The sequence below is a fragment of the Streptomyces sp. NBC_01255 genome, assembly GCF_036226445.1.
GTDB lineage: Bacteria > Actinomycetota > Actinomycetes > Streptomycetales > Streptomycetaceae > Streptomyces.
The window spans coordinates 4,790,392-4,813,160 of the sequence record NZ_CP108474.1; the positions used below are offsets into that span (position 1 = coordinate 4,790,392).

The 22,769-nt window shown below is 72.3% G+C and carries 23 protein-coding genes; 12 read left to right on the forward strand and 11 right to left on the reverse strand.

From position 1 onward, the window contains the following. Nucleotides 1-6 precede the first annotated feature (6 nt). From ftsH to OG357_RS21565, 3 genes are all read left to right on the forward strand, one after another. Nucleotides 7-2,025 carry an ATP-dependent zinc metalloprotease FtsH gene (gene ftsH / locus OG357_RS21555; protein WP_329622700.1) on the forward strand — a complete coding sequence of 673 codons (2,019 nt, stop codon included), beginning with the start codon at nucleotides 7-9 and terminating at the stop codon, nucleotides 2,023-2,025. Between the two features lie 100 nt (nucleotides 2,026-2,125). Continuing rightward, the gene (gene folE / locus OG357_RS21560; protein ID WP_329622701.1) at nucleotides 2,126-2,734 is read left to right on the forward strand and encodes a GTP cyclohydrolase I FolE; all 609 of its coding nucleotides are present in this window, start codon (nucleotides 2,126-2,128) and stop codon (nucleotides 2,732-2,734) included. Nucleotides 2,735-2,842: 108 nt separating this feature from the next. After that, nucleotides 2,843-3,373, forward strand: coding sequence for an SMI1/KNR4 family protein (locus OG357_RS21565; RefSeq protein WP_329622702.1), 531 nt, complete (start codon nucleotides 2,843-2,845; stop codon nucleotides 3,371-3,373). A gap of 9 nt (nucleotides 3,374-3,382) precedes the next feature. Here the strand turns inward: OG357_RS21565 and OG357_RS21570 are convergent, their stop codons facing one another. From OG357_RS21570 to OG357_RS21595, 6 genes are all read right to left on the reverse strand, one after another. Beyond that, nucleotides 3,383-3,865, reverse strand: a complete 483-nt coding sequence (locus OG357_RS21570; RefSeq protein ID WP_329622703.1) for a DUF3180 domain-containing protein — start codon at nucleotides 3,863-3,865, stop codon at nucleotides 3,383-3,385. 61 nt (nucleotides 3,866-3,926) lie between these two features. Then, on the reverse strand, nucleotides 3,927-4,526 hold the full coding sequence (gene folK, locus OG357_RS21575) for a 2-amino-4-hydroxy-6-hydroxymethyldihydropteridine diphosphokinase (protein ID WP_329622704.1): 600 nt from the start codon (nucleotides 4,524-4,526) through the stop codon (nucleotides 3,927-3,929). Continuing rightward, a complete protein-coding gene (gene folB / locus OG357_RS21580; protein WP_017240053.1) occupies nucleotides 4,523-4,882 on the reverse strand; it encodes a dihydroneopterin aldolase in 360 nt (119 codons plus the stop codon). The genes folK and folB overlap by 4 nt, the downstream gene beginning before the upstream one ends. 121 nt (nucleotides 4,883-5,003) lie before the next feature. Then, nucleotides 5,004-5,483, reverse strand: coding sequence for a nuclear transport factor 2 family protein (locus tag OG357_RS21585; protein ID WP_329622705.1), 480 nt, complete (start codon nucleotides 5,481-5,483; stop codon nucleotides 5,004-5,006). Continuing rightward, nucleotides 5,480-6,343 (reverse strand): dihydropteroate synthase, encoded by an 864-nt coding sequence (folP, locus tag OG357_RS21590; protein WP_329622706.1) that lies wholly within the window; start codon nucleotides 6,341-6,343, stop codon nucleotides 5,480-5,482. Before folP ends, OG357_RS21585 begins: the two co-directional genes overlap by 4 nt. A gap of 37 nt (nucleotides 6,344-6,380) precedes the next feature. Continuing rightward, nucleotides 6,381-8,243 (reverse strand): phosphatidylglycerol lysyltransferase domain-containing protein, encoded by a 1,863-nt coding sequence (locus OG357_RS21595; RefSeq protein WP_329622707.1) that lies wholly within the window; start codon nucleotides 8,241-8,243, stop codon nucleotides 6,381-6,383. Between the two features lie 165 nt (nucleotides 8,244-8,408). Here OG357_RS21595 and OG357_RS21600 point away from each other — a divergent pair, with 165 nt between their 5' ends. Next, on the forward strand, nucleotides 8,409-9,521 hold the full coding sequence (locus OG357_RS21600) for an alpha/beta hydrolase (protein ID WP_329622708.1): 1,113 nt from the start codon (nucleotides 8,409-8,411) through the stop codon (nucleotides 9,519-9,521). A 3-nt stretch (nucleotides 9,522-9,524) separates the two neighbouring features. On the opposite strand, the gene OG357_RS21605 is transcribed toward OG357_RS21600, so the two are convergent. Then, a complete protein-coding gene (locus OG357_RS21605; protein ID WP_329622709.1) occupies nucleotides 9,525-10,496 on the reverse strand; it encodes an ABC transporter ATP-binding protein in 972 nt (323 codons plus the stop codon). 145 nt (nucleotides 10,497-10,641) lie between these two features. On the opposite strand from OG357_RS21605, the gene OG357_RS21610 reads away from it, so the two are divergent. The 5 genes from OG357_RS21610 to OG357_RS21630 all read left to right on the forward strand — a co-directional run bounded on the left by OG357_RS21610 (nucleotide 10,642) and on the right by OG357_RS21630 (nucleotide 14,859). After that, nucleotides 10,642-11,328, forward strand: a complete 687-nt coding sequence (locus OG357_RS21610) for an ABC transporter permease (protein ID WP_329622710.1) — start codon at nucleotides 10,642-10,644, stop codon at nucleotides 11,326-11,328. A 1-nt stretch (nucleotide 11,329) separates the two neighbouring features. Next, complete coding sequence (locus OG357_RS21615; protein ID WP_329622711.1) at nucleotides 11,330-12,010, forward strand: ABC transporter permease; 681 nt, start codon at nucleotides 11,330-11,332, stop codon at nucleotides 12,008-12,010. 35 nt (nucleotides 12,011-12,045) lie between these two features. Next, nucleotides 12,046-13,047 carry an ABC transporter substrate-binding protein gene (locus OG357_RS21620; protein ID WP_329625652.1) on the forward strand — a complete coding sequence of 334 codons (1,002 nt, stop codon included), beginning with the start codon at nucleotides 12,046-12,048 and terminating at the stop codon, nucleotides 13,045-13,047. Nucleotides 13,048-13,177: 130 nt separating this feature from the next. Continuing rightward, entirely contained in the window at nucleotides 13,178-14,341 is a 1,164-nt protein-coding gene (locus OG357_RS21625) for a hypothetical protein (protein WP_329622712.1), read from the forward strand. Next, entirely contained in the window at nucleotides 14,338-14,859 is a 522-nt protein-coding gene (locus OG357_RS21630) for a GNAT family N-acetyltransferase (protein ID WP_329622713.1), read from the forward strand. The genes OG357_RS21625 and OG357_RS21630 overlap by 4 nt, the downstream gene beginning before the upstream one ends. Nucleotides 14,860-14,891: 32 nt before the next feature. On the opposite strand, the gene OG357_RS21635 is transcribed toward OG357_RS21630, so the two are convergent. Further along, a complete protein-coding gene (locus OG357_RS21635) occupies nucleotides 14,892-16,034 on the reverse strand; it encodes an NADH-quinone oxidoreductase subunit D (protein ID WP_329622714.1) in 1,143 nt (380 codons plus the stop codon). A 47-nt stretch (nucleotides 16,035-16,081) separates the two neighbouring features. Continuing rightward, entirely contained in the window at nucleotides 16,082-17,104 is a 1,023-nt protein-coding gene (locus OG357_RS21640) for an SAM-dependent methyltransferase (protein WP_329622715.1), read from the reverse strand. 97 nt (nucleotides 17,105-17,201) lie between these two features. Here OG357_RS21640 and OG357_RS21645 point away from each other — a divergent pair, with 97 nt between their 5' ends. Beyond that, on the forward strand, nucleotides 17,202-18,404 hold the full coding sequence (locus OG357_RS21645; protein WP_329622716.1) for a sensor histidine kinase: 1,203 nt from the start codon (nucleotides 17,202-17,204) through the stop codon (nucleotides 18,402-18,404). A gap of 56 nt (nucleotides 18,405-18,460) precedes the next feature. Beyond that, the gene (locus tag OG357_RS21650) at nucleotides 18,461-19,141 is read left to right on the forward strand and encodes a response regulator transcription factor (protein WP_317596548.1); all 681 of its coding nucleotides are present in this window, start codon (nucleotides 18,461-18,463) and stop codon (nucleotides 19,139-19,141) included. A 3-nt stretch (nucleotides 19,142-19,144) separates the two neighbouring features. On the opposite strand, the gene OG357_RS21655 is transcribed toward OG357_RS21650, so the two are convergent. Together OG357_RS21655 and OG357_RS21660 are read right to left on the reverse strand one after the other, a co-directional pair. Then, the gene (locus tag OG357_RS21655) at nucleotides 19,145-20,233 is read right to left on the reverse strand and encodes a DUF5937 family protein (protein WP_329622717.1); all 1,089 of its coding nucleotides are present in this window, start codon (nucleotides 20,231-20,233) and stop codon (nucleotides 19,145-19,147) included. A 182-nt stretch (nucleotides 20,234-20,415) separates the two neighbouring features. After that, nucleotides 20,416-21,591: a threonine aldolase family protein gene (locus tag OG357_RS21660; RefSeq protein ID WP_443066814.1), complete on the reverse strand. Its 1,176-nt coding sequence runs from the start codon at nucleotides 21,589-21,591 to the stop codon at nucleotides 20,416-20,418. Nucleotides 21,592-21,760: 169 nt separating this feature from the next. On the opposite strand from OG357_RS21660, the gene OG357_RS21665 reads away from it, so the two are divergent. Continuing rightward, nucleotides 21,761-22,750, forward strand: a complete 990-nt coding sequence (locus OG357_RS21665; protein WP_443066710.1) for a Rossmann-like and DUF2520 domain-containing protein — start codon at nucleotides 21,761-21,763, stop codon at nucleotides 22,748-22,750. Nucleotides 22,751-22,769 lie beyond the last annotated feature (19 nt).

Here is a 22,769-nt window from a genome sequence, read left to right on the forward strand (position 1 = left end):
GTATGGATGGACGTGAAGCGATACTTCCGTGGGCCGGTCATGTGGATCGTGCTGGCCGTCCTCGCCGTGGTCGTGCTGATGCAGGTCGTCGGCTCGTCCGAGGGCTACAAGACGGTGGACACCGGCAAGGTCGTCCAGGCGATCGACAAGAACCAGGTCAAGCAGGCAAAGGTCACCACCGGTGACGATCAGATCATCAAGATCGAACTCGTCGACGGTCAGAAGATCGACAACAGCAGCAAGGTCCAGGCCAGCTACATCGGCTCCCAGGGCGTCGACGTCGCCGACAAGCTGCAGGAGAAGTTCGAGGCCGGGCAGATCGAGAAGGGCTACACCGTCTCCCCGACGAAGCAGTCGCCCTTCGTCTCGATCCTGCTCTCCCTCCTCCCCTTCGTCCTCATCGTGGTCGTCTTCCTCTTCCTGATGAACCAGATGCAGGGCGGCGGCTCCCGCGTCATGCAGTTCGGCAAGTCCAAGGCCAAGCTCATCACCAAGGACACGCCCAAGACCACCTTCGCCGACGTCGCCGGCTCGGACGAGGCCGTCGAGGAACTCCACGAGATCAAGGAATTCCTCCAGGAACCCGCGAAGTTCCAGGCCGTCGGCGCCAAGATCCCGAAGGGCGTCCTGCTCTACGGCCCGCCCGGAACCGGCAAGACGCTCCTCGCGCGCGCCGTCGCCGGCGAGGCCGGGGTGCCGTTCTACTCGATCTCCGGCTCCGACTTCGTCGAGATGTTCGTCGGCGTCGGCGCCTCCCGCGTCCGCGACCTCTTCGAGCAGGCCAAGGCCAACGCGCCCGCCATCGTCTTCGTCGACGAGATCGACGCCGTCGGACGCCACCGCGGCGCCGGCCTCGGCGGCGGTCACGACGAGCGCGAGCAGACCCTCAACCAGCTGCTCGTCGAGATGGACGGCTTCGACGTCAAGGGCGGCGTCATCCTGATCGCCGCCACGAACCGTCCCGACATCCTCGACCCCGCCCTCCTGCGCCCCGGCCGCTTCGACCGGCAGATCGCCGTCGACCGACCGGACATGCTGGGCCGTCTGGAGATCCTCAAGGTCCACCAGAAGGGCAAGCCGGTCGCGCCGGACGTCGACCTCGGCGCCGTCGCCCGACGCACCCCCGGCTTCACCGGTGCGGACCTCTCCAACGTCCTCAACGAGGCGGCGCTCCTCACCGCCCGTGGCGACCAGAAGCTGATCGACAACGCGGCACTGGACGAGGCGATCGACCGCGTGGTCGCGGGCCCGCAGAAGCGGACCCGGATCATGTCGGACAAGGAGAAGAAGATCACCGCGTACCACGAGGGCGGTCACGCCCTGGTCGCGGCGGCCTCGCCGAACTCCGACCCCGTCCACAAGATCACCATCCTGTCCCGCGGCCGCGCCCTGGGCTACACGATGGTGCTCCCGGAAGAGGACAAGTACTCGACCACGCGCAACGAGATGCTCGACCAGCTGGCCTACATGCTGGGCGGGCGCGCGGCCGAGGAGCTCGTCTTCCACGACCCGACCACGGGCGCGGCGAACGACATCGAGAAGGCCACGGCCACGGCGCGAGCCATGGTCACGCAGTACGGCATGACCGAGCGTCTCGGCGCGATCAAGTTCGGCGGCGACAACACCGAGCCGTTCCTGGGGCGCGAGATGTCGCACCCGCGGGACTACTCGGAAGAGGTCGCGGCGCTGGTCGACGAAGAGGTCAAGAAGCTCATCGAGACCGCGCACAACGAGGCCTGGGAGATCCTCGTCGAGAACCGTGACCTTCTCGACAACCTGGTCCTCGCGCTCCTCGAGAAGGAGACGCTGGGCAAGGAGGAGATCGCCGAGATCTTCGCCCCCATCGTCAAGCGCCCGGCCCGCCCGGCCTGGACCGGCTCCTCCCGCCGCACGCCCTCCACGCGTCCGCCGGTGCTCTCCCCCAAGGAGCTCGCACTGACGAACAGCGCGAACGGCACGGCGACCCCGGCGGTCGACACCACGAAGGGCATCGAGATCGCCCCGGTGGACACCCCCGAGGACTGACGGTCCCGGCAACCCGGAATGGATGCCGCGCCCCCACAGGTTTTAGCCTGTGGGGGCGCGGCTTTTCGCGCACACCAGTCAGACGGAACGAGGCACAGAGATGACCGACCCGGTGACGCTGGACGGCGAGGGCAGGATCGGCGAGTTCGACGAGAAGCGCGCCGAGAACGCCGTACGAGAGCTCCTCATCGCGGTCGGCGAGGACCCGGACCGCGAGGGCCTCAAGGAGACGCCGGCGCGCGTGGCGCGGGCGTACAGGGAGCTGTTCGCGGGGCTGTGGCAGACGCCCGAGGAGGTTCTCACGACGACGTTCGACCTCGGACACGACGAGATGGTCCTGGTGAAGGACATCGAGCTGATGGCGACCTGTGAGCATCATTTGCTCCCATTCCATGGTGTAGCTCACATTGGCTACATTCCGGCTGAATCGGGCAAGATCACCGGCCTGTCCAAGCTGGCGCGCCTTGTCGACGTCTTCTCTCGCCGTCCGCAGGTGCAGGAGCGTCTGACGACGCAGATCGCCGACTCGCTCATGAAGATCCTTGAGGCGCGCGGTGCGATCGTCGTCATCGAGGCCGAGCACATGTGCATGACCCTGCGGGGCGTGCGCAAGCCGGGCGCCAAGACGACGACCTCGGCGGTTCGCGGTCAACTTCGTGACGCTACTACACGCGCTGAGGCCATGTCCCTGATACTGGCCCGCTCGTAGCGGTCTGCCGAGAGTGCCCCATACCGTCCGGATCAGTGACGTTGATGGCTGATCGAGGGGGATCGGTATGGGGTACGGGCTGTCGGTGTGGGCGGCTAGCCTGCGCGGATGATGGAGACGATCTGCGACGACCGCTGCTTTCCCCCCGCCCTGGCGGATGTCGCCCGAGTCGAGTTCTTCTACGGCGATGAGGGCGAGGGGGTCGACTTCGAGCCGTACGACGTCTTCGACTCCGCCGAGGAGACCACGGACTGGCTTCGGCACTGGACGGGAAACCACGCGCTCGACGGGGGCGCCTATCGCGTCTTCGGGCAGGACGGGACCGGTGGTCTCGCCGCGATCTGGTGTGTGAGGCCGGGGCGGCCCCTCGACGAGCAGCCCGTGGTGTTCATGGGGTCGGAGGGCGAGCGCGGTGTGGTCGCCGGGAATCTGTCCGACTTCCTGTGGGTGCTGGCCGACGGCTTCGGGCCGATGGAGGCCGCTCTGTACGCGGAGCGGGCGGCGCGCCCGGACTCGGCTCTGGCCGAGCTTGCCGAGCGGCACGCGACCACCCCGCGGCGGGCGGCCCGGGAGATCGTCGCCGAGGCCCAGGCGGAGTTCGCGACCTTCTCCGAGGACCTCGACGAGCTCTGTCGCTGAGTCGGACCCTCAGGCCCGGGCCTTGCCCGGGCCTTCGCCGTCGTCCTCCGGGAGTTTGCAGACGCGTTCCAGGAAGAGGGCCGCGGCGATGACGCCGATGCCCGCGGCCACCGCGAGGGCCGCGTAGAGGGCCTGGTCGCGGCGGGCCGGGACGTCCAGGGAGCCGAGGAGGTAGACGCCCGTGCCGCCGTACATGCCGGCGACGAGGGCGGCCACCAGGGCGCTCGCCTGGCCGAAGACCACCGCGCGGGCCGCCATCAGGGGCTCGACGCCCTTGGCGCCGGGGCGGCGCTCGCGCTGGGCCTTGAGGCGGGTGCGGATCGAGAGGGCGGTCGCGGTGAGGACGACCGCGATCACGGCGAGGACGATCGGTGCGGCGATCGGCACGCTGGGGAGGTTGCCGACGGAGTCCCACAGACGGGCGCCGCCCCAGGAGAGGATGCCCGCCACGAGGAACAGTCCGGTGAGCACCTTCAGCCGCAGTTGTTTCACCGGGTGTCCTTCACGTGATCGTCGGTCGTGGTCGTGGGCGGTCTGCCACGAAGCGTAACGACTACTCGGGCAGACGGAGTTCCAGGTCGACACGGGGAGTGACGCCCGCGCTGCCGATCGCGGCGAGGAGCGCGGCGACCGGGCCGCGGCCGGGGAGCTGGGCTTCGGGGTCCACGTCGTGCCAGGGGGCGAGGACGAAGGCGCGCTCGTGGGCGCGGGGGTGCGGCAGGGTGAGGACGGGGTCGTCGGAGACGACGTCCGCGTACGCGATGATGTCGACGTCGATGGTGCGGGCGCCCCAGCGCTCCTCGCGGACGCGGTGGAAGGCCTCCTCGACGGCGTGGGCCCGCTCCAGGAGCGAGGAGGGCGGCAGGGTCGTCTTCACGAGCGTGACGGCGTTGAGGTACGAGGGCTGGCTGCCGGGCTCGACGCCCCAGGGCTCCGTCTCGTACACGGGGGAGACGGCCTTGACCCGGAGGCCGGGGGTGTCCGCGAGGGCGTCGACGGCCCCCTGGAGGGTCTCCAGGCGGTTGCCGAGGTTGGCGCCGAGGGCGAGGACGGCCCAGCGGGGGTTGGACAGTGTCGTGTCCGCCGCGTCCACGGTGGCGACGACGGAGGCGGGTACGGGCTGGACGGTGGGGTCGCTCTGCGTCGGCTTCATCGTCGGCTCCGGGTGATCGTGATGGTCACGTCGTCGAAGGGCACGGTGATGGGTGCGTCCGGCTTGTGGACGACGACTTCCACTTCCTGTACCCCGGCGTGGCTGAGGCACTGCTGGGCGATGCGCTCGGCCAGGGTCTCGATGAGGTCGACGGGCTCGCCCTGGACGACGTCGACGACTTCCTCGGCGACGATGCCGTAGTGCACGGTCTTCGCCAGGTCGTCGTCGGCCGCCGCGGGGCGGGTGTCCAGGCCGAGGACCAGGTCCACGATGAAGGTCTGGCCCTCCTCGCGCTCCTTGGGGAAGACGCCGTGGTGGCCTCGGGCCTTGAGGCCGCGCAGCGCGACACGATCCACGCGAATCACTCCTGCTGTCGTAGTTCGGGTGGCCACGCAGCCGGGTGCGGACGGCCGGGTGTCCACTTCGAATCTACCTGCGGGGACCGACAGCGCTTGCCCTCGGGGGGCCATGGGTGGGTCAGGTGGCGGGTTCCGTGCCGTCGATGCCGGGGCCCTCGGTGCCCGTCTCGTCGGTGTCCGTGAGGACGGGGGAGGCGTGGTGGGACCAGATCCGCCAGCCGTCCGGTGTGTCGCGGAACACGTTGGTGGCGACGACGAGCTGACCGACGAGGGGGCCGAGTTCGGCGCCGTCCTCGGCGGGTCCGCCGCTGAGGATGTTCTCGGTGCAGGTGACGACGGCGGTTCCGCCGGCCAGGGAGATCCTGAGGTCGGTGAGGAAGAACTGGATGTACTCGGTGTTGGCCATGATCAGGGCGTACGAGCGGAGCACTTCGCCGCGGCCGGTGAGGACGGGCCAGCCGGGGTGGACGCAGGTGATGGGGGTGGCGCCGTCGTCGAGCCAGAGGGCGGAGACGGCTTCGAAGTCGCCGGTCTCCATCGCCTCGTAGAAGGCGGTGTTGGCGGCTTCGACGGCCGCTCGGTCCGTGGTGCGGCTCACGCGGCTCCCTCGACGGCCCGGGCGACGCGTACGGCGTCGGCGGTGGCCCTGACCTCGTGGACGCGGACGGCCCAGGCGCCTTCGTGGGCGGCGATGGCGGAGACGGCGGCGGTGGCGGCGTCGCGCTCGCGGGCGGGGGGTGGGGTGGCGGCGCCGTCGCGGGTGAGGACGTGGCCGAGGAAGCGCTTGCGGGAGGCGGCGACGAGGAGGGGCCGGCCGAGGGCGCGGAGCTCGGGGAGGTGGGCGACGAGGGCCAGGTCGTGGGGGGCGAGCTTGGCGAAGCCGAGGCCGGGGTCGACGACGATGCGCTCGGGGGCGATGCCGCCGTCGACGACGGCCTCCAGGCGGGTGCGGAGTTCGGCGACGACCTCGGCGACGACGTCGTCGTACACGGCGAGGCTGTTCATTTCCTGGCTGAAGCCGCGCCAGTGCATGACGACGAAGGGGACTTCGGCGGCGGCGACGGCGGGGACCATGCCGGGGTCGGCGAGTCCGCCGCTGACGTCGTTGACGAGGACGGCTCCGGCTTCGACGGCGCGGGCGGCGACGGCGGCGCGCATGGTGTCGACGGAGACGGTGACGCCTTCGGCGGCGAGGCCGCGGACGACGGGGACGACGCGGCGGAGCTCTTCCTCCTCGTCGACGCGGCTGGCGCCGGGGCGGGTGGACTCGCCGCCGACGTCGACGAGGTCGGCGCCCTGGGCGACGAGGTCGAGGCCGTGTTTGACGGCGGCCGTGGTGTCGAACCAGCGGCCGCCGTCGGAGAAGGAGTCGGGGGTCACGTTGACCACGCCCATGACCGCGCAGCGGTCCCACTCCGGCAGGCCCTGGGCTGTGCCCCGGTCGATCGTCGTACTCATGTGTCCAGCCTAGGGCCCAGGGCCGGTAGGAGGGGGGTCAGGCGGCGTGGACCTCGCGCTCGGCCCGGACCGGGGTGGGGGTGGTGACGATGTGGGCGCAGGGGCGTGGGGTCCGGGTGGGGCGTCGGCGGGGGAAGAGGCGGGGGAGGGAGAGGGTGACGAATCCTTCGGCGCGCATGGCGGCGAGGCCGATGCGGGGCAGGTCGCGGCTGTTGCGGTAGACGACGAAGCGGGGTTCCCAGCGGGGCCGGAACTTGGCGTTGAACTTGTAGAGCGACTCGATCTGGAACCAGCGGGAGAGGAAGACGAGGAGTCCGCGCCAGACGCGGAGGACGGGTCCCGCGCCGATCTTCTCGCCGCGTGCGAGGGCGGAGCGGAACATGGCGAAGTTGAGGGAGACGCGGTCGATGCCGAGGGCGGGGGAGGCCTGGAGGGCGGCGACGATGAGGAGTTCGTTCATACCGGGGTCGGCGGAGCGGTCGCGGCGCATGAGTTCGAGCGACATGCCGTCGGGGCCCCAGGGCACGAAGTGGATGATCGCCTTCAGGTCTCCGTAGGGGGAGGCGGGGCGGTCCGGGTCGTCGGGATCGTCTTTGTGGGCGGTCGCTATGACGGCGTCTCCGTCGCCGGGGGCGCCGATGCGGCCGAGGGCCATGGAGAAGCCGCGTTCGGTGTCGGTGCCGCGCCAGTCGGCGGCGGCGCGGCGGACCCGTTCCAGTTCCGCGTCGTCGAGGTCGCGGACGCGGCGGACCTGGGTGGTGTAGCCGTTGCGTTCGATGCGCTTGACCATCTGGCGGACGTTGCGCATGGCGCGTCCGGAGAGGGAGAAGTCGGCGACGTCGACGATCGCCTCGTCGCCGAGTTCGAGGGCGTCGAGGCCGGTCTCGCGGGTCCAGACCTGGCCGCCGGTCTCGGAGCAGCCCATGACGGCGGGGGTCCAGGAGTGGGCCTTGGCCTCGTCCATGAAGCGTTCGATGGCGCCGGGCCAGGCTTCGACGTCGCCGATGGGGTCGCCGCCGGCGAGCATCACGCCGGAGAGGACGCGGTAGCAGACGGCGGCCTTGCCGCTGGGGGAGAAGACGACGCCCTTGTCGTGGCGGAGGGCGAAGTGGCCGAGGGAGTCGCGGCCGCCGTGCTGGTCGAGGAGGGCGCGCAGCCGGGTCTCGTCGTCGTCGGTGAGGCGGGCGGCGGGGTGCTCGGGGCGGAAGGCGAGGTAGATGGTGGTGAGGGCGGTGAGCATGCCGAGGGCGCCGAGGGAGTAGCCGACGGTCCAGTCGACGCCGCGGGTGTAGGCGACGGGGCCTTCGACGCCGAAGAGTCCGTACAGGACGTGTTCGAGGCGGTCGGTGAGGCTGGGGTCGCCGACGACGCGGCGCGGGTGGGCGCTGACGATGACGAGGCCGAGGGCGATGGATCCGGCGCCCATGACGACGAAGTTGGCGAGTGCCCGCCAGCGGCTGCGGGGGTCGGGGAGGGCGGCGAACTCTTTGCGGTGGCGCAGCAGGAGGGCGAGGAGCGCGAGGGAGAAGAGGGCGCCGATGACGGAGTGGCGCCAGACGAACTGGGCCGCGGCGCCGAGGGGGAGGAGGACGACGGCGGCGCGCCAGGCGCGGCGCTTGTGCCGCTTGAGGCCGTGGGCGAGGAGCAGGAGGAGGACGCCGGCGCTGAGGGAGAGGGCGGCGGAGAGGTGGCCGAGGGTGCCGGGGAGGACTTCGGCGACGGCGTGCATGCGGCTCGCGCGGAAGCGGGGGAAGACTCCGGCGGCGATGTCGATGAGACCGCCGATGGTGCAGGCGGTGCCGACGAAGGCGGGGACTTTCTCGGGTCGGGGGCCGCGGAGAATCCGGCGTACTCGAACCGGAACCAATCGCGATTTGTCCCCATCTACCGTGACAGACATGGCTTCCCGTACTTCCCGTGGTCCTGCGAGGGGTCTCTGACTCCGGCCGGGCCCTGCGGCGCGTTCGGCGGGCCGTACCGGCTGGTGCGCTCTCTAGGACGGAGTGGCGTGGAGCCGGGTTCATCGGTTCACAGGAAATTCTTGGAAAGAAGGCTCGGTCGTCTCATGGGGCTCATCAGTAACAAGGTCCTCGTGCTGGCCGTGGTGCTGGCCGTGGTGCTGTTCCTCGCCACGGTCTGGCTCTGGCCGCGGCTCGCGCGGCGCGGGTGGCGTGCGGTCGTGGGGCGGGTGGGGCTGCTGCTCGTGACCCAGGTGGCGTTGTTCGCGGCGGTGGGTCTCGCGGCGAACCGTTCCTTCCTCTTCTACGGCTCCTGGGCGGACCTGTTCGGGCAGGAGCAGGACATGGGCGTGGTCGTCGACCACGGGGCCGGTTCGAAGGACGTGCGGGTGGTGGGGAAGGAGGGGCTGACCGTGCCGGGCGGGTCCCGGCCGGAGGTCGGCGGCCAGATACAGAAGGTGGTCATCGCGGGCGAGCGGTCGGGGATCACCTCGCCGGCCTACGTCTACCTGCCGCCGGAGTACTTCCAGGAGCGGTACGCGAAGAAGACGTTCCCGGCCTCTGTGGTGCTCACGGGGTACCCGGGGACGGCGGAGAACCTGATCAAAGGGCTGAAGTACCCGCGGACGGCGTACACCCAGGCGAAGGCCGGGAAGATGCAGCCGATGATCCTGGTGATGCTGCGTCCGACGGTGGCGCCGCCGCGGGACACCGAGTGCGTGGACATCCCGGGGGGTCCGCAGACGGAGACCTTCTTCGCGGAGGACCTGCCGAAGGCGGTCTCGGAGACGTACCGGGTGGGGACGAAGCCCCGGAACTGGGGCTTCATGGGGAACTCGACGGGTGGGTACTGCGCGCTGAAGATCGCGGTGCACCACCCGGACCGGTACGCGGCGGGGGCGGGTTTCTCGGCGTACTACCGGGCGGCGGAGGACGTGACGACGGGTGACCTCTTCCACGGCGACGACCGGCTGCGCAAGCGGGGGGACCTGCTGTGGAGCCTGGACCACCTGCCGCAGGGGAAGTCGTCGTTCCTGGTGACGACGTCGAAGCAGGGCGAGGGCAACCTGAAGGGGACGCTCGACTTCATCAAGAAGGTGAAGAGCCCGGCGCGGGTCTCGTCGATCACGCTGGAGAGCGGCGGCCACAACTTCAACACGTGGAACCGGGAGATCCCGCCGGGTCTCGTCTGGATGGCCGGGCGGCTCAGCGCGGCCTGACGCTCAGTCGACGGTGGCCCTGCGCAGGGCGCGGTGGACCCCCTCCGGGGTGAGGACACCGACCGAGCGGCCGTCGGCGCCGGTCACCGTGAGCCGGCCGGTGTCGTGCTGGAGGAGTACGGCGAGCGCGTCCTTGAGGGAGGTCCCGAGGGGTACGGGGGCGGGGGCGCCGTCCTCGCGCGTCCCGAGGCCCTTCGGGAGCGGGTCGAGGTCGGCCTCGGTGACGGGCGTGACGGCGAGGCGCTTGAGCCCGCGGTCGCTGCCGACGAAGTCCGCGACGTACGGGGTGGCGGGGGCGCCGAGCACGGTGGCGGGGGTGTCGAACTGCTCGATGCGGCCGTGCCCGTAGACGGCCATGCGGTCGCCCATGCGGACGGCCTCCTCGATGTCGTGGGTGACGAGGAGGACGGTCTTGCGGACGGTAGCCTGGAGCGCGAGGAACTCGTTCTGGAGGCGCTCCCGGACGACGGGGTCGACCGCGCCGAAGGGCTCGTCCATGAGGAGGACGGGCGGGTCGGCGGCGAGCGCGCGGGCGACGCCGACGCGCTGGCGCTGTCCGCCGGAGAGCTGGGCGGGGTAGCGGGAGCCGTAGACGGCCGGGTCGAGGCCGACGAGGTCGAGGAGTTCGGCGGCGCGGGCGCGGGCGGCGGCCTTCTTCCAGCCGAGGAGCGCGGGGACGGTCGCGGTGTTGTCGAGGACCGTGCGGTGGGGGAAGAGGCCGACCTGCTGGATGACGTAGCCGATCTTGCGGCGCAGGGCGACCGGGTCGACGCCGGCGATGTCGCGGCCGTCGACGAGGACGCGGCCGGAAGTCGGTTCGACGAGCCGGTTCACCATCATCATCGTGGTCGTCTTGCCGCAGCCGGACGGCCCGACCAGGGTGACGAGTTCGCCCTCGGCGACCTCGAAGGAGAGGTCGTCGACGGCGGTGGTGCCGTCCTCGTACCGCTTGGTCACGTTCTCGAACCGGATCATGGTTCCCCATTCTTACCCCTGGACACCGGGGGTGTGTGAAGGGCGTGTTGCCGCATTGTGGCGGATCCCGGTGATTGTCGGTGGCGGGGGTTAGGGTCGTCAGACATACGTTCGGAGCGAGCGGACGACCCGGGGGGAGGGGCGGATGAGCACGCCGAACTGTCTGGTCACCAACGACTGGATATGCGGGGAGTATCTGCGCACGCGCAGCGAGGAACTGACGGAGGCGACCCTCCAGCATGTGGGAATCACGGTCGTGTCCGTGCTCCTCGCGCTCCTCGTCGCGGTGCCGCTGGCCCTGCTCGTGCGGGCCAGGCCGCGGTTCGCGGGGCCGGTCCTCGGGCTGACGACCCTGCTCTACACGGTGCCGTCGCTCGCGATGTTCTCGCTGCTCCTGCCCGTCTTCGGGCTCTCGGCCGCGCTCGTCGTGACCGGTCTCGTGCTGTACGCGCTGACGATCCTCGTGCGGAACACCCTGGCAGGGCTCGACGCCGTGCCGGCCGAGACGCGCGAGGCCGCCCGGGGCATGGGGTACGGCTCGTGGCGGCTGCTGTGGCAGGTCGAACTCCCGCTGGCGCTGCCGGTGCTGATGGCCGGGATACGGATGGCGACGGTCTCCACGATCGCGCTGACCACGGTCGGCTCGGTCGTCGGCCGCGGCGGGCTCGGCAATCTCATCGAGGACGCGCTGCCGACCTTCTTCAAGGCGCAGGTGCTCGCCGCCTCCGTGCTGTGCGTGCTGCTCGCGCTCACCGCCGACCTGCTGCTCCTGGGCCTCCAGCGGCTCCTCACGCCGTGGGCCCGGATACGGACCGCGCCGGGGGGTGCGTGAGGTGGGGATCGTGACGGACGCCTGGGCCTGGCTCACCACCGGCGCGCACTGGACCGGCGAGGAGGGCATCGGGCAGCGGCTCGCGGAGCACGTGTACGTGAGCGGGGCGGCCCTGCTCATCGCCGCGGCGATCGCGCTGCCGCTCGGGCTGTGGCTCGGTCATCTCGGCCGGGGCGGGGCGCTCGCGGTGAACGTGTCGAACGTGGGGCGGGCGGTCCCCGTCTTCGCGGTCCTCGCGCTGTTCATGGTCTCGCCCCTGCGGAACGCCGGCTATGTGCCGACCGTCGTCGCCCTCGTGCTGTTCGCGATACCGCCGCTCCTCACCAACGCGTACGTGGGGATGCGGGAGGTGGACCGGGCCGCGGTGCGGGCCGCGCGGGGCATGGGGATGACGGGCGGCCAGCTGTTCCGGCGCGTCGAAATGCCGCTGGCACGGCCGGTGGTGATGACCGGGGTGCGTTCGGCTGCGGTGCAGGTGATCGCCACGGCGACGGTCGCGGCGATGGTCGGCCAGGGCGGGCTCGGCCGGATCATCACGGCCGGCTTCGCCCTCTACGACACCGCGCAAGTGGTCGCGGGCGCCGTGCTCGTGGCCCTGCTCGCCCTCCTGGTGGAGGCGGTGCTCGCGGGAGCGGACCGGCTCCTGGCGGGGCCCTCGCGCGTGCGCGCATCGAAAGACTGAACGACCTACTGAAGCTGATGACGTTGATGACGGAGATGGGTGGTCTTGTGAACAGGGTCTCGCGTATCGCGGGTGCGGTGCTGGGGACGACGGCGCTGGCCGTCGCGCTCGCCGCGTGCGGTGGTGAAAGCCTGGAGGGGGGCAAGAAGAAGGACTCCGGCAGCGCAGGCGACGCGTCCGCGGGCGCGGAGAAGGGCTCGCTCGTCGTGGGCGCGGCGGCCTTCACCGAGTCGAAGGTGCTGGCCGAGCTCTACGCCCAGTCGCTGCGGGCCGCCGGATACTCCGTATCCGTCACCAGCGTGAAGAATCGCGAACTGTACGAGCCGTCCCTGGAGAACGGCGAGATCGACGTCGTACCGGAATACGCGGCGACCATCGCGGAATTCCTCAACGCGAAGGTGAACGGCCCGAAGGCGCCCGAGGAGAAGCCGGTCGCTTCCGGTGACGCGGCCGCCACGGTCGAGGCGCTGCGGAAGCTCGCCGAACCGCGCGGCCTCAAGGTGCTCGCGGTCGGTGAGGCGGTCGATCAGAACGCCTTCGCGGTGACCAAGGAATTCGCCGCGAAGAACAAGCTGACGACCCTTTCCGATCTCGGCCGCTCGAAGCTCAAGGTGAAGATCGCGGCCGGTGACGAATGCGCGGTGCGCCCCTTCTGCGCGCCCGGTCTGAAGAAGGCGTACGGGATCGACGTGGCCGGCATCGACCCCAAGGGCGTCGGGACCCCGCAGGCCAAGCAGGCCGTCAAGGACGGGGTGGACCAGCTGGTCCTGACGACCACCACGGACGCCACGATCGACAGCTTCGGGCTCGTCTTCCTGGAGGACGACAAGAAGCTGCAGAACGCCGACAATGTGCTGCCCGTGGTCAACGCCAAGGACGCCGGCGCTCCCGAGATAGCGGCCGCCCTCGACAAGATCACGAAGGTGCTGACCACCGCGGATCTCGCCGAACTCAACCGCAAGGTGGACGCCGAGCGGGCCAAGCCGGAAGACGTCGCCAAGGACTATCTGACGGCGAAGGGGCTGCTCAACAAGTAGGTCCCGGGTGAGGGGAGTCGGCCCGAAACGGAACCGGAAGGGCTCATATCCACTTCTTGTGGCGAGAAGTGGCCAAGAGATTGCCGGGCCGACACCCCACATGGCGCCTACGCACGGTAAATTTCAGGCCATGCCACGTGGACGCCACCGCCATTCCCCGCCTCTGCACAAGTTGCTGCCGCCCTCCGCGGTCGCAGGCGCCGCGGTCGTGTGCGCCGCGGTCGTCTGGTTGCCCGGAGATCTGCTGATCGTGCGGCTGCTCGCGGTCGCCGCCGCGGCGGCGGCCGTCACCGGTGCCGTCCTCATGCGCAGTTGGGACCGGAGCGCCGGTGCCCGGGTCGCCGAGCTGAACCGGGCCCGTACGGCCGACCAGTGGAAGGCCGAGGAGCGGGTCGCCGAGCTGGAGTCCGACCTGGAGGAGTCCCGCGGTCTGCGGACCCGGCTCGACGCCAAGCTCCGTGCCAAGCGCGTCGAGCTCGCCGCGCTGCGCGGCGAGCACGCCGACCTCCTGCGCCGGTACGCCACGGCCGAGACCGAGCGGGCCAGCGCCCTGGAGGGCCGCCGCGTCCTCGCCCTGGAGGCCACCACCGCCGGTACGGCCGGCACCGAGGCGAAGGCGCTGCCCGCCGCCGGGTCCACGCCCACCCCGGAGGCGTACCGTCGCGCCGCGCAGGCCCTGAAGGACCTCCCGCGCAACGCCGCGGCCCAGCACGCCCGGCGCACCGCCGAGGCGGCCCGCGCCCGGGACCTCGCCGAGCGGGCACGGGAGACGGAGGAACCGCAGGGGAAGCACGCGGCGGCCGCCGGGACCGAGCAGCACAGCCGTACGGCCGCCCCCGCCCTCGGGCCCGCCCCCGCGCCGGCGGCACTTCCCGCCGCGCCCGCCACGACCTCGTCGGACACGTCGGACTCCGCGGCGGACTCGGAGTCCGAGGCGCCCGTGCCCGTCCCGCCCACCGGGATCGCGCCCCTGCCCGCCGTCCAGGCCGCCGCGGCGATCGTCCCGTACGCGGCCCGCAGGCCCGTCCCCCGCCCCGAGGGCGGTTTCGACTTCTTCGGTACGCAGAAGGTGGCGGCGGCCATCGAGGCCGTGCAGAACACGGACCTCGCCGACGTCGTGGGCGAGGAGGTCCTGGAAGAGGCCCTGGCCGCCGAGACCCCGTTCCTCGTCCCGCTCGCCCCGCTCCCGGCGCCGGCGCCGCCCCGGGCGATCGGCGAGGTCATCGACCTCACCGCGCACGACGAGACCGAGCAGATCGACGTGGCCGAACTGCGGGGCGCGGTCAGCTCGTGACGTACCGCCTCGCCCTGCTCACGGCGGCCGAGGCGGCCCGGCGCCGCGAAGAACTGATCGCCCTGTGCGCCCAGGCCTTCGGCGTATCCCCCTGGCACGAGCCCCCGCTCGGCGCCGTACGGACCGTGGACCGGCTGCTCGACAGCGCCGCGCGGAGGGACGACTTCTGCGCGGCGGCCGCGTACGCCGACGACGGCACCGAGGACGCCGACGGCACCGCGTACGCCGACGCCGCCCTGCTCGGCTTCGCGGCCGGCTGGACCGACACCGCCCTGTCCGGCGACGAGCCCTTCTTCGAGCTGGCCGAGCTGGTCGTCGCCCCCGGCAGCCAGGGCCAGGGCATCGGCCGGTCCCTCCACGACGGGCTGCTCGTGGTCGGCTCGCCGGGGCCGGCCCTGCTGATGACCCTCGACGTACCGGAACTGACGGACCGGTACGCGCGCTGGGGCTGGACGGTCGTGGACCGCCGGCGCCCCGGCACGGAGCAGCGCGACTACGTCGTGATGAGACACGCCTGACCCGACAGGCGGGTCGGGCCTACGTGTCGGGCCTACTTGTCGATGTCGCCGACGACGAAGAACAGCGAGCCGAGGATCGCGACCATGTCGGCGACGAGCGTCCCCGGCAGCAGCTCGACCAGCGCCTGGATGTTGTTGAACGACGCCGAGCGGAGCTTCAGCCGGTACGGCGTCTTCTCGCCCTTGGAGACCAGGTAGTAGCCGTTGACGCCGAGCGGGTTCTCGGTCCAGGCGTACGTGTGCCCCTCCGGCGCCTTCAGCACCTTCGGCAGCCGCTGGTTGATCGGGCCCTGCGGCAGCTCGGCCATCCGGTCCAGGCAGGCGTCCGCCAGGTCCAGGGAGTTGTGCGTCTGGTCGAGCAGGCACTCGAAGCGGGCCAGGCAGTCGCCCTCCTCGCGCACGGCGACCCGCAGCGTGTCCTGGAGCTCCCCGTAGGCGAGGTACGGCTCGTCGCGGCGCAGGTCGAAGTCGACGCCCGAGGCGCGGGCGATCGGCCCGGACACCCCGTACGCGTGCACCGCGTCCGGCGACAGGACGCCGACCCCGCGCGTACGGCCCCGGAAGATCTCGTTGCCGAGGACCAGCCGGTCGTACACGTCCATCCGCGAGCGGACGTCCGCGACGGCCTGCCGCGCCCGTCCGAGCCAGCCGGCGGGCAGGTCCTCCTTGAGGCCGCCGACCCGGTTGAACATGTAGTGCATCCGGCCGCCGGAGACCTCCTCCATCACGGCCTGGAGCTCCTCGCGCTCCCGGAAGGCGTGGAAGACCGGGGTGATCCCGCCCAGTTCGAGGGGGTACGAGCCGAGGAACATGAGGTGGTTGAGGACCCGGTTCAGCTCGGCGAGGAGCGTACGGGTCCACACGGCGCGCTCGGGGACCTCCATGCCCAGCATCCGCTCGACGGCCATGACGACCCCGAGCTCGTTGGAGAACGCGGAGAGCCAGTCGTGACGGTTGGCCAGCATGACGATCTGGCGGTAGTCACGCGCCTCGAAGAGCTTCTCGGCGCCGCGGTGCATGTAGCCGATCACCGGCTCGGCCTGCTGGATCACCTCGCCGTCGAGCACGAGGCGGAGGCGGAGCACGCCATGGGTCGAGGGATGCTGCGGTCCGATGTTCAGCACCATGTCGGTGCTCTCCGCCGCGCCGCCGATTCCGACCGTCGTCTCCGTCATGCGGGACAGTATCCCCTGCCCGGCAGGACACCCCCTAGCCCCACGGATCAGCCGGTGGCGGGCGGGACCCGCTGCGTCAGCCAGAGGAAGTCGCCGAGGCCGCCGCGGGCGGTGAGCTCGGCGGCCTCGCCGGCGGACGCGAGCGCGCGGACGTAGCCGGCGGGGTCGGTCGTGGCGAGCGAGAGCGGCGGTCGGCCCCCGGACACCCCGAGCCGGTGCAGGGCCTCCCGCTGGGTGACGAGCTCCGCGCCGCCACCCGCCGCCCCGCACGCGTCCGCGGCCACGTGGGCCGTCACGTCGCAGCTGCCGTCCGGGACCGGCGGTACCTCGCGGCCGGCCCGGAAGCCGGTCAGCGTGCCGAAGAGCGGCCGGGACTCCCGGACGTGCGCGTAGTCGACGGCCACCGCGCGGCCCGCCGCGAGCGAGCCCACCGCCGCCGCCCACGCCGCGTCCCGGGGCCGCCCGATCTCGGCCCGCGCGCCGGGCTCCCGCAGCGGCCACCAGCGGGCCAGCCACTCCGCGTCGGCGCCCGAGACGGGCGCGGCGAGCCGCTCCGTACCGTCCGCGCGGACCTCCACGTACCGGGCGACGCCCGCCGCGTCGACCTCGGCCACGTCCACCGGCACGTTGTCGAGCCACTCGTTCGCGAAGACGAGGCCGCGCACGCTCCGCGGCTCCGGCAGCCGGTCCGTCCAGACGATCCGCGGGTCGAGGCCCGCCGGGCGGGCGGCGCGCTCGACCGCGTACGCCCGGACGACGAGGTCCGTCCCCGTGCTCGCCGCCATCCCCGTGGTCGCCGCGGTCGCCGCGAGGACCGCCGTGAGCAGCTCGCCCCGCCCCGCGCCCACGTCGACCAGCGCCACCTCGGCCGTTCCCAGCTCCTCCGCGACCTCGCCGAGCAGCCGGGCCACGGCCCCCGCGAAGAGCGGCCCCGCGTGGACCGAGGTGCGGAAGTGCCCCGCAGGTCCCTCGGGACGCCGGTAGAAGCCTCCCGGGCCGTACAGCGCCCGTTCCGTGGCCTCGCGCCACCCCTGCCACTGACACGTCTCACCCGTCACGTCATCCGTCACGGACCCCAGTCTCCACCTCGGGGAGTACAGGCCCCTCACCAAGGATCGGCCCCACGGTTGATCCCTGCACCTATCGGCCTTCCCTACTCTGGGTGACGTGCAGCGCCTCTACGACTTCATCCGCAGACACCCGACGGGCGTCGACTCCTTCTGGGCCGTCGTCCTCCTCGGGTTCTCCCTTCTGTGGGTGGCGACGACCTACCCGGCGGTCGATCAGCCCTTCGCGTACGGGGTCGTCGCCGTGCTCTTCTCCCTGGTCGTGGCCCTGCGCCGACGTGCCCCGGAGAAGATGCTGCTCCTCGCGGTCGTCCTCGGCCTCGTCCAGCTCGGCTTCGGCCTGCTGCCGTTCATGGCCGACTTCGCCATGCTCGTGATCGTCTTCACGGTCGCGGCGCACGACGGTCCCCGCTGGGCCTCCCGCCTCGCCCTCGTCGGCGGACTCAGTGCCTCCACGCTCTCGCAGGTGAGATGGCCCATGGAGGACATCGACTCCGTCGCGGCCCGGATCTTCTTCACGGTCATCATGACCGTGCCGTTCGCGCTCGCCTGGGTCCTCGGCGACTCGCTCCGCACCCGCCGCGCCTACTTCGCGCAGCTGGAGGAGCGGGCCTCCCGTCTGGAGCGGGAGCGCGAGGCGCAGGCCAAGGTCGCGGTCGCCGCCGAGCGGGCCCGGATCGCCCGCGAGCTGCACGACGTCGTCGCCCACAACGTGTCGGTGATGGTCGTCCAGGCCGACGGCGCCGCCTACGTCATGGACTCCTCCCCGGAGACCGCCAAGCAGGCCCTGGAGACGATCTCCACGACGGGCCGGCAGGCCCTCGCCGAGATGCGCCGCCTCCTCGGCATCCTGCGCACCGGGGAGCACCAGGAGGCCGGCGAGTACGTGCCGCAGCCCGACGTGGGCCAGATCGAGGACCTCGTCGAGCAGGTCCGCAGCGCCGGCCTCACCGTCGACTTCGCGATCGAGGGGAGCCCCCGCCCGCTGCCCAGCGGCGTCGAGCTCACCGCGTACCGGATCGTGCAGGAGGCGCTCACCAACACGCGCAAGCACGGCGGTCCCGACGTCGGCGCGAGCGTCCGGCTCGTCTACTTCGACGACGGCCTCGGGCTGCTCGTCGAGGACGACGGCCGCGGCGCTCCGCAGGAGATGTACGAGGACGGCGGCGCCGACGGGCGCGGCCATGGTCTGATCGGCATGCGCGAGCGGGTCGGCATGGTCGGCGGCACGCTGGACGCGGGGCCGCGTCCCGGGGGCGGCTTCCGGATCAGCGCACTGCTGCCCCTCAAGCCCGCTCACTGACGAAGCCTGCTCACTGACGAAGCCCGCTCACAGACGACCTGTAAGGAACTGCCCTCATGTCCATCCGCGTGATGCTCGTCGACGACCAGGTGCTCCTGCGCACCGGTTTCCGCATGGTGCTCGCCGCCCAGCCCGACATGGAGGTCGTGGCGGAGGCGGGCGACGGCGTGGAGGCGCTGGAGGTCCTGCGGTCCGCGGCGGTCGACGTCGTCCTGATGGACGTGCGCATGCCGAAGCTGGACGGGGTGGAGGCGACCCGGCGGATCTGCTCCCAGCCGGACGCGCCGAAGGTGCTGATCCTGACCACGTTCGACCTCGACGAGTACGCGTTCTCGGGGCTGAAGGCGGGCGCGAGCGGCTTCATGCTGAAGGACGTGCCGCCGGCGGAGCTGCTGGGCGCGATCCGTTCGGTGCACAGCGGCGACGCGGTCGTGGCGCCCTCCACGACCCGCCGGCTCCTCGACCGCTTCTCGCCGATGCTGCCGTCGACGGGCAAGGAGACGCGGGCCGTCGACACCGCGCTCGCGCGGCTCACGGACCGGGAGCGCGAGGTGATGATGCTGGTCGCGCAGGGCCTGTCGAACGGCGAGATCGCCGCCCGGCTCGTCCTCTCCGAGGCGACGGTGAAGACCCACGTGGGCCGGATCCTGACCAAGTTGGGCCTGCGCGACCGGGTCCAGGTCGTGGTCCTCGCGTACGAGTCGGGCCTGGTCCGCGCGGGCGGCGGCGCCGCGTAGGGCTCAGCGCAGCACGCTCTCCAGGAAGTCGCTGCCGAGCCGGGCGACGACGGAGACGTCGAGCTGGTGGAGCACGTACCGGCCGCGGCGCTGGGTGGTGACAAGCCCGGCCTTCTTCAGGACCGCGAGGTGCCGGGAGACCTCAGGAGCGGTGATGCCGTGCGTGTCGGCCAGCTCGCCCGTCGAGTACCCGCCCCGGGCGAGGCTGCGGCACAGCCGCATCCGCAGCGGGTGCGCGACCGCCTCCAGGCGCAGTTTGACCGCCTCGGTCGTGGCGGGGCCGCCGAGGTCGCGGGTCGGCACGGGGTACTGGACGACCGGCTGCCAGCCGGGCGTGTGCAGGGCGACGAGGTGCGGCCAGCCGAAGGCGGTCGGCAGGAACGTCACGCCCGAGCCCTCGGCGCTCGTCCGCTCCTGGACCAGCTTGTCGACGACGATCCGGGAACCCCACTCGTCCTCCTCCAGGACCATCGCGGCCGAGGCGGCGGTGACGGCCTCGGCGAGGCCCTTGCGGCGCATCAGCTCGCTCTTGTGCCGGGCGTCGGCGGCGAGCTGCACGCCGACGCGGCGCCAGGTGTCGGCGAAGAAGGCCTCGTCGCAGTCCTCCAGGAGCCGCCGGATCCACGCGCGCGTGCCGGGCGGGTCGGCGAGCATCCGCTCCACGAAGGCGACCTGCCGGGGGCCGCGCGCGGCGGCCAGGTCGAGGGTGCGGCGCCGCATCCGCTCGTTCACGAGCGGGGACGGCGCGCCGTGCGTGTAGTGGCTGGCGCAGGAGATCTCCAGGGCCGAGCCCACGTACTTCTCGTCGTCCATGCGGTCGAGGTCGTCCAGCTCCTCCGCGAGGGTCCCCCGGGGCCGCGGCGGCAGCAGGATGTCCGAGCGGGTGGAGCGCCACATGAAGTCGGCCTCGTGGAGCCGGTCCGCGAGCTCGGGCTTGAGTGCGGCGGCGGTCGTGGTCGTCCAGGCGTGCAGCCGGGGGTGGTGCGCGGGCTCGGCCAGGGCGTGCAGGGCGGCGCCCAGTTCGGCCAGGGGCGAGGGGCAGAAGGAGATGCGCTCCTGCGGCAGTCCGGTGATGTCGATCGTCACGCTCACGCCCCTATGGTGCGGGGTGCGGCGGGGGTGGTGTCGCGCCGTTTGACGAGTGCCGTCAATCGGCGCGCCGGGCCGCCGGGGCGCGGCGGCCTCCGCACGGCCCTGCGCCGGTGGCGGCACCCCCGTTCCTGCTGACCGGACCGCCGGTTCAGACGGCGATCCGGATCAGACGGTGACCCGGTTCAGGCGGCGATCCGGGACAGGAAGTCCCGTACCGCCGTCCGTACGTCCGCCGCCGTCCACTCCAGGCCGGGTGCCGTCACCGTCAGCTCCGTCACGGCGACCCCCGGCGGGCCGCCCGCGCCCGGGGTGAACCAGCGGCGGAAGAGGGCGGTCCCGGTGGCCTCGGTCTGCGCGGCGGCCGCGTCCGTCAGGGCCTCGGGGGCGTACGGGAGCCAGACCTGGAACTGGTGGGTGTGCGGGACCTCCGGGTGGACCCGGAACCAGCCCACGCCCGCCTCCGCGAGCTCCTCCCGCACCGCCTCGGCCACCACGCGCGCGTGCCGCACGTACGAGGGCAGCAGAGGCAGCTCGACGGCGAGGCCCCGGAGCGCGGAGAGCGCCGCCGGGTACTGCTGGGCGACAAGACCCCCGTACCGGTGCCGCCAGACCCGCGCCTCCTCCATGACGTCCTCGGGACCCGCGAGCGCGGCGCCCGACAGGCCGCCGAGGGACTTGTAGAACGAGACGTACACGCTGTCCGCGAGTCCCGCGATCTCCGCGAGCCCGCGGCCGAAAGCCGTCGTGCACTCCCACAGGCGCGCGCCGTCGAAGTGGACCACCGCGTCCCGCTCCCGGGCCGCCTCGACCACCTCGGTCAGCTCCTCCCAGGACGGCAGGACGAAGCCGGCGTCGCGCAGCGGCAGCTCCAGCATCAGCGTCCCGAAGGGTTCCGGGTGGTCGCGGACCTCCTCCGCCGTGGGCAGTCGCGGCTCGTCGGTCAGGTGGACCGTACGGAGCCCGGAGACCGCTCCCAGTGCCCCGCCCTCGTGGACCTCGGGGTGGGCGAGCGGGTGGAGGCCGACGACGGGGCTGCCGGTGCGCCCGGCCCAGCAGCGCAGCGCGACCTGCTGGGCCATCGTGCCGGTCGGGAAGAACACGGCGGCGGGCAGGCCGAGCTCCGCGGCCACGCGCCGCTCGACCTCCTCCACGAGCCCGGTGCCGTACATGTCGACGGGGGCGTCCCCGTGCCCCGCGAGCTCCGCCCAGTCGGCGAGCTCGCGCAGCCGCTGCCCGACCGTCCCGTCGACGGAGGTGTGCCACAGCCGCCGCTCGGCGCCGCTCCAGAGCTTCGCCCGGTACGGCCGGGCGGCTTCCTCATCCACGAGATCCACGTCCACGTCCGTGCCCGTGTCCATGCCCTTGTCCACGCCCGTGTTCCTGTCGGTGTTCCTGTCCATGGGGCGATCATCACACCGTCGCCCACACCCTGTGGACAGCCACGGGAGCAGCGCGAAACGCTGGCGTAGCATGACCAGAAATCGTCCGGTACCCACCGAGGACTGGAACGGAAGGCCCGTACCCACCGTGAACGCACCAGCAGCGCCAGAGCCCCGAGGACCAGAGCCCCGAGCCTCGGAGCCCCGTCCCGAGGACCGGCCCGCCCGGCTCACCGTCGGAGTCGTCGGCGCCGGCCGCGTGGGCCCCGCCCTCGCCGCCTCGCTCCGGCTCGCGGGTCACCGCCCCGTCGCCGTCTCGGCGGTCTCCGACCGCTCCCGGCGCCGCGCCGCCGAGCTCCTGCCCGACGTCCCGGTCGTCGAGCCCGCCCGCGTCCTCGCGCTGTCCGACCTCGTCCTCCTGACGGTCCCGGACGACGCCCTGCCGGGTCTGGTCGAGGGCCTCGCCGACACCGGAGCCGTACGGCCGGGTCAGCTGATCGTCCACACCTCCGGGCGGTACGGCGTACGGGTCCTCGACCCCGCCCGCCGGGCCGGCGCCCTGCCGCTCGCCCTGCACCCCGCCATGACCTTCACCGGCACCCCCGTGGACGTCCAGCGGCTGGCCGGCTGCTCCTTCGGGGTGACCGCGCCCGAGGAGCTGCGGCTCGCGGCCGAGGCCCTGGTCATCGAGATGGGCGGCGAGCCCGAGTGGATCGCCGAGGACGCCCGCCCGCTCTACCACGCGGCCCTGGCGCTCGGCGCGAACCACCTGGTCACCCTGGTGGCCCAGTCGATGGAGCTGCTCCGCAAGGCCGGTGTCGCCGCGCCCGACCGCATGCTGGGCCCCCTCCTCGGCGCGTCCCTGGACAACGCCCTGCGGTCCGGGGACGCGGCCCTGACCGGCCCCGTCGCGCGCGGTGACGCCGGCACGGTCGCCGCCCACGTCGCCGAGCTGCGCAAGCACGCGCCGGGCACCGTCGCCGGCTACCTGGCGATGGCCCGCACGACGGCCGACCGGGCGCTCGCGCACGGCCTGCTCAAGCCGGAGCTGGCCGAGGACCTGCTGGGCGTGCTCGCCGCCGACACCGCCACTCCCGCCGACGGAGCCGCCGACGGGCCGCAAGGAGACGACCGATGACCCTGTCCGCCCGCCACCA

Excerpts from the sequence above, each read along its gene's own strand:
- ftsH (WP_329622700.1), top strand. The coding sequence starts at position 7 with ATGGACGTGAAGCGATACTTCCGTGGGCCGGTCATGTGGATCGTGCTG.
- folE (WP_329622701.1), top strand. The coding sequence starts at position 2,126 with ATGACCGACCCGGTGACGCTGGACGGCGAGGGCAGGATCGGCGAGTTC.
- OG357_RS21565 (WP_329622702.1), top strand. The coding sequence starts at position 2,843 with ATGATGGAGACGATCTGCGACGACCGCTGCTTTCCCCCCGCCCTGGCG.
- folK (WP_329622704.1), bottom strand. The coding sequence starts at position 4,526 with ATGAAGCCGACGCAGAGCGACCCCACCGTCCAGCCCGTACCCGCCTCC.
- folP (WP_329622706.1), bottom strand. The coding sequence starts at position 6,343 with ATGAGTACGACGATCGACCGGGGCACAGCCCAGGGCCTGCCGGAGTGG.
- OG357_RS21595 (WP_329622707.1), bottom strand. The coding sequence starts at position 8,243 with ATGTCTGTCACGGTAGATGGGGACAAATCGCGATTGGTTCCGGTTCGA.
- OG357_RS21600 (WP_329622708.1), top strand. The coding sequence starts at position 8,409 with ATGGGGCTCATCAGTAACAAGGTCCTCGTGCTGGCCGTGGTGCTGGCC.
- OG357_RS21605 (WP_329622709.1), bottom strand. The coding sequence starts at position 10,496 with ATGATCCGGTTCGAGAACGTGACCAAGCGGTACGAGGACGGCACCACC.
- OG357_RS21610 (WP_329622710.1), top strand. The coding sequence starts at position 10,642 with ATGAGCACGCCGAACTGTCTGGTCACCAACGACTGGATATGCGGGGAG.
- OG357_RS21620 (WP_329625652.1), top strand. The coding sequence starts at position 12,046 with ATGGGTGGTCTTGTGAACAGGGTCTCGCGTATCGCGGGTGCGGTGCTG.
- OG357_RS21625 (WP_329622712.1), top strand. The coding sequence starts at position 13,178 with ATGCCACGTGGACGCCACCGCCATTCCCCGCCTCTGCACAAGTTGCTG.
- OG357_RS21635 (WP_329622714.1), bottom strand. The coding sequence starts at position 16,034 with ATGACGGAGACGACGGTCGGAATCGGCGGCGCGGCGGAGAGCACCGAC.
- OG357_RS21650 (WP_317596548.1), top strand. The coding sequence starts at position 18,461 with ATGTCCATCCGCGTGATGCTCGTCGACGACCAGGTGCTCCTGCGCACC.
- OG357_RS21660 (WP_443066814.1), bottom strand. The coding sequence starts at position 21,591 with ATGGACACGGGCACGGACGTGGACGTGGATCTCGTGGATGAGGAAGCC.